At 65.7% G+C, this 1,088-nt stretch carries 1 protein-coding gene; it reads right to left on the bottom strand.

What is annotated here, in order from left to right:
- On the bottom strand, window positions 1-1,088 hold a 1,088-nt coding region (locus DEA8626_RS20775), incomplete at both ends, for an S-(hydroxymethyl)glutathione dehydrogenase/class III alcohol dehydrogenase (RefSeq protein WP_108855150.1).

Here is a 1,088-nt window from a genome sequence, read left to right as displayed (position 1 = left end):
GCATGCATCAGGTCGAAGCCCTTGTTGATCTCGTCGAGCTTCAATGTATGGGTGATCATCGGGTCGATCTCGATCTTGCCGTCCATGTACCAGTCGACGATCTTCGGAACGTCGGTCCGCCCCCTGGCCCCGCCGAAGGCCGTACCCTTCCAGACCCGCCCGGTGACCAGCTGGAAGGGCCGCGTCGCGATCTCCGCCCCCGCCGGCGCCACGCCGATGATGACCGACACACCCCAGCCGCGATGGGTGCATTCCAGGGCGTCCCGCATCACACCCACATTGCCGGTGCAGTCGAACGAGTAATCCGCCCCCCCGATCTGGTCGAACGGCGTCTTCGTCAGGTTGACGATCTCGGCGACCACGTTGTCGACCTCTTTGGGGTTGAGGAAATGGGTCATGCCGAAATGCTCGGCCATCGCCTTCTTGCCCGGGTTGAGGTCGACCCCGATGATCATGTCGGCGCCCGCGAGCCTGAGGCCCTGGATCACGTTCAGCCCGATCCCGCCGAGCCCGAAGACCACCGCCTTCGCCCCGATCTCGACCTTCGCCGTGTTGATCACCGCGCCGATGCCGGTCGTCACCCCGCAGCCGATGTAGCAGATCTTGTCGAACGGCGCGTCCTCGCGCACCTTGGCGACCGCGATCTCGGGCAACACCGTGTAGTTCGAGAAGGTCGAGCAGCCCATGTAATGCAGGATCGGCTTGCCGCCCGGCCCGGTGAACCGCGAGGTCCCGTCCGGCATCAGCCCCTGGCCTTGGGTCGCCCGGATCGAGGTGCAGAGATTGGTCTTCTGCGACAGGCAGGACGGGCAGGCCCGGCATTCCGGCGTGTAGAGCGGGATCACGTGGTCGCCCGTCTTCACAGAGGTCACGCCTTCGCCGACCTCGACCACGACGCCCGCCCCCTCATGCCCGAGGATCGCCGGAAACAGCCCCTCCGGATCCGCGCCCGAAAGCGTGAACTCGTCGGTGTGGCAGATGCCCGTCGCCCTGATCTCGACCATCACCTCGCCAGACTTCGGCCCGGCAAGCTCGACGTCCATGATCTCCAACGGTTTTCCAGCGGCAACGGCAACAGCGGCGCGGCT

The sequence above is a fragment of the Defluviimonas aquaemixtae genome (assembly GCF_900302475.1).
Lineage (GTDB): Bacteria > Pseudomonadota > Alphaproteobacteria > Rhodobacterales > Rhodobacteraceae > Albidovulum > Albidovulum aquaemixtae.
This window is presented reverse-complemented; position numbering and strand designations above follow the sequence as displayed.